The sequence below is a fragment of the Betaproteobacteria bacterium genome (assembly GCA_016791345.1).
Taxonomy (GTDB): domain Bacteria; phylum Pseudomonadota; class Gammaproteobacteria; order Burkholderiales; family JAEUMW01; genus JAEUMW01.
This window is the reverse complement of the sequence record JAEUMW010000140.1, coordinates 1-3,416: the sequence shown is the minus strand read 5'-3', so window position 1 is coordinate 3,416 and position 3,416 is coordinate 1. Positions and strand designations below refer to the sequence as shown.

The 3,416-nt window shown below is 66.0% G+C and carries 4 protein-coding genes and 1 tRNA gene; 4 read left to right on the top strand and 1 reads right to left on the bottom strand.

Annotated features, from left to right (window positions below):
• The 3 genes from JNK68_05855 to JNK68_05845 all read left to right on the top strand — a co-directional run.
• Positions 1-1,068 (top strand): hypothetical protein (locus JNK68_05855; protein MBL8539879.1); only part of this gene is annotated, 1,068 nt, incomplete at its 5' end.
• Between the two features lie 107 nt (positions 1,069-1,175).
• Entirely contained in the window at positions 1,176-1,421 is a 246-nt protein-coding gene (locus JNK68_05850; GenBank protein ID MBL8539878.1) for an SHOCT domain-containing protein, read from the top strand.
• 115 nt (positions 1,422-1,536) lie between these two features.
• The gene (locus tag JNK68_05845; GenBank protein MBL8539877.1) at positions 1,537-1,752 is read left to right on the top strand and encodes an SHOCT domain-containing protein; all 216 of its coding nucleotides are present in this window, start codon (positions 1,537-1,539) and stop codon (positions 1,750-1,752) included.
• A 21-nt stretch (positions 1,753-1,773) separates the two neighbouring features.
• Here the strand turns inward: JNK68_05845 and gltX are convergent, their stop codons facing one another.
• A complete protein-coding gene (gene gltX / locus JNK68_05840; GenBank protein ID MBL8539876.1) occupies positions 1,774-3,177 on the bottom strand; it encodes a glutamate--tRNA ligase in 1,404 nt (467 codons plus the stop codon).
• Between the two features lie 122 nt (positions 3,178-3,299).
• Here gltX and JNK68_05835 point away from each other — a divergent pair.
• Positions 3,300-3,375, top strand: a tRNA-Val gene (locus tag JNK68_05835).
• The last annotated feature ends 41 nt before the right edge of the window (positions 3,376-3,416 follow it).

The window sequence follows — 3,416 nt, the reverse complement described above, 5'->3', positions numbered from 1 at the left end:
GACTCCCTGCAGCCGGCGGATCCGTCGTTTCGCGAGAACCTCTGCAGCGCCTGGACCGTCACCCTGCATCGGCAGACCCTGACGCTGCTCGCGCAGGCGATGCGCCGCGTGAACCGCAACGCCGACGCGCTGCGTTTCGATGGCTGGGCAGACGAGGTGCTGGGGGATTTCCAGCGGCTGCTGATCGTGAACGAAACGGTTGCGGGTTATGCACACTTCGCCGACAGCGGGGACATCACCTACCTGCTGCACCCGGGCGATCGGAACACGGGCGTGTCGTACAGCCTGCTGCCGATGGTTCACGCGGTTCTCGGCAGCCTCTTCACGCCGGAACAGGCGCACCACCATCTCGATCTCATCGCGAAACATCTGCTCGCACCCGACGGCGCACGGCTCTTCGATCGACCCATGGGATACCACGGCGGCCCGCAGCGTTTCTTCCAGCGCGCCGAGAGCAGCACCTTCTTCGGTCGCGAGATCGGCCTCATGTACACGCACGCGCATCTGCGCTACGCCGAGGCGCTGTGGCACTATGGCGATGCACCGGGCTTCTTTCGCGCCGTGTGCCAGGCGGTGCCGATCGGCCTCGCGGAGCGCGTCCCCGGCGCCACCCGTCGCCAGGCGAACTGTTACTACTCGAGCAGCGATGCGGCGTTCAAGGACCGCTACCAGGCGTACCGCGAGTACGACCGCGTGCGCGCGGGAGACATCCCGCTCGATGGCGGCTGGCGCGTCTATTCGAGCGGCGCCGGCATCGCCGTCGCGCTCATTCTCAGGTGTTTCCTGGGGCTGCGCGCCGAGGCATCGCACCTGGTGATCGACCCGGCGATCCCCAGAGAACTGGACGGTCTGCGCGCGGAACTGGTACTGGCCGGCATGCGCTTCGAGATCACCTACGTCGTGGAGGCGAGCGGGTGCGGCGTGCAGGCGCTGGAAATCGCCGGTCAACCCCTGGCGTTCACCCGCAGGGACAATCCGTATCGCCCCGGCGCGGCCCAGGTAGCGCTGTCCGCGCTGCGGAAAGCGGCGAAAGCCGGAACGATCGCTCTCGCGATCCGGCTCATGTGAGCAGCAATCCGCTGCGTTGACGCCGCGGTGTGCCTTTGCCTAAACTCCAGGCAAATGCAGCGGCCCGACCGCAGCTGTACAGGCTTTCCCGCTTCCTCACGTTGCCCATGAAACTTATTCGACGCGACCTGCGACAGAGGTCTTTTGCGCGCATGCTCTCGACGCTGTCGATCGCACTCGCGATCGGCGCGACAGCGTTGCTGCCGGGCTGCGGCTGGTGGTCCTCTTCCACCCGGAACACCGATGCGAGCACCGGGCAGCAGCTCGCCAACCTGCGCAAGCAATTGGACTCCGGCGCAATCACCCGCGAGGAATACGAACGCGAGCGTCGCCGGATCATCGGCGACTGGTGACGGCGCGGCGCCGGCGTCGCGTTGACGCAGCGCGCAGCGCTTCCTAGAATCCACGGCCGCACCGACGAGGAAACGCTCGATGTCGAAACGCCCGTCCCACAATCCGGAGTCCAGGATGCGCGCTGCCACTGCCAAGATCGCAGGAGTCGTACTGTCGCTCGCGCTTGCTCTGGCGACCGGGTGCGGCGGCGGCGAAAAGGAAGTGAAAAGCGAGCTTTCCACGACCAAGTACGGTCAGCAGCTCGCCGACCTCAAGCAGGCGCTGGATGCCGGCAAGATCACGCAGGACGAGTACACGCGGGAACGGGCGCGCCTCCTCAAGGGAAATTGACGCGAGCCGTCCCGCCGCGTCTCACTCGCGCGGAAACCGCGCGAGCTCCTGATCGATACGCTTCAACACTTGTTCCCGGCCGATCAGCTCGATCACGGCATCGATCGACGGTGTCTGCGTTTCTCCGGTCACCATCACGCGCAGCGGCATCGCCACCTGCGGCATCTTGAGCCGGTGCTCCGCAGCGGCCTGCTTGATCGCCTGACCGATCGACTGACGATTCCAGTCGATGCCTTTCAGGCTGAGGCTCAGCATGGAGACCGCTGATGCCGATGCGGCCGTGTAGTGCTGATCGCGGAAGGCTTGCGCGGGCTCGATGCGACGGTAGAAATACACCATCGCGTCGGCCAGCTCCTCCACCGTCGCAACGCGCTCCTTGACCAGCGCGATCACGCCGGCGGCATCCGGACCGTCGTCGAGTCGACAGCCGTCGGCGGCGAGAAACGGTTCGACGAGCTCGGCCAGCCGCGTGTCGTCCGCGCGCTTGAGGTGCTGCTGGTTGATCCAGCGCAGCTTCTCCGGATCGAACCTCGCGGGCGCGCGCTGCACCGATTCCAGATCGAACCACGCGACGAACTGATCGAGCGAGAAGATCTCCTCGTCGCCATGCGACCAGCCGAGCCGCGCCAGGTAGTTGAGCAGCGATTCCGGCAGGTAGCCGTCGTCGCGATACTGCAGCACGCTCACCGCGCCGTGTCGCTTCGACAACCGCTCGCCGTCGTGCCCGAGGATCATCGGCACGTGCCCGAAGCGCGGCAGCGGCGCATCGAGCGCGTGCAGGATGTTGATCTGCCGCGGCGTGTTGTTCACGTGGTCGTCACCGCGGATGACGTGCGTGATGTTCATGTCGAGATCGTCGACGACGACGCCGAAATTGTAGGTCGGCACGCCGTCGGCGCGCAGGATCACGAGGTCATCGAGCTCGCCGTTGTGCACGGCGATGGTGCCCTTCACCAGATCGTCGAATGCCACCGTGCCCTCGTCCGGATTGCGGAAGCGCACGACGGGCTCCACGCCCGCCGGTGGCTGCTTGCCGACGGCGTGCTCCGGCCGCCAGCGCCCGTCGTACCGCGGCTTGAGCCCCGCCGCTCGTTGCGCCTCACGCAGCGTGTCCAGTTCTTCGCGCGTCGCGTAGCAGTAGTAAGCCTTGCCTTCGCGAATCAGCTGTTCGGCGATCTCCCGGTAGCGACCGAGCCGATGCATCTGATGGAACGGCCCCTCGTCGTGCGCGAGCCCGAGCCACGCCATCGAATCGAGAATGACCTGCGTCGATGCTTCCGTCGAGCGCTCGCGGTCCGTGTCCTCGACGCGCAGGATGAAGCGCCCGCCGTGCCTGCGCGCGTAGGCCCAGGAAAACAGCGCGGTGCGTGCGCCGCCTATGTGAAGATAGCCGGTGGGACTGGGAGCGAATCGGGTGCGAATCATGATAAGGGCGAATTCTACGGGCTCACCGCGCGGAAGACACGCTCCCGCCCGCATCCGCTCTGCCCACGCCGGCCGCAAATTGACCGGCATTCCGGACCTGTGCTTAAATTCGCGCCTCTTCCGGGCGGTTAGTCTCAGTGGTAGAGCGCTCCCTTCACACGGGAGAGGTCGCTGGTTCGATCCCAGCACCGCCCACCAGAGCACATCCCTTTAAATCACAAAGTCAGATACCACCGGCA

What these genes read in the sequence shown, in the direction of transcription:
- gltX (MBL8539876.1), bottom strand. Translation starts at nt 3,177, where the DNA reads ATGATTCGCACCCGATTCGCTCCCAGTCCCACCGGCTATCTTCACATA.
- JNK68_05850 (MBL8539878.1), top strand. Translation starts at nt 1,176, where the DNA reads ATGAAACTTATTCGACGCGACCTGCGACAGAGGTCTTTTGCGCGCATG.
- JNK68_05845 (MBL8539877.1), top strand. Translation starts at nt 1,537, where the DNA reads ATGCGCGCTGCCACTGCCAAGATCGCAGGAGTCGTACTGTCGCTCGCG.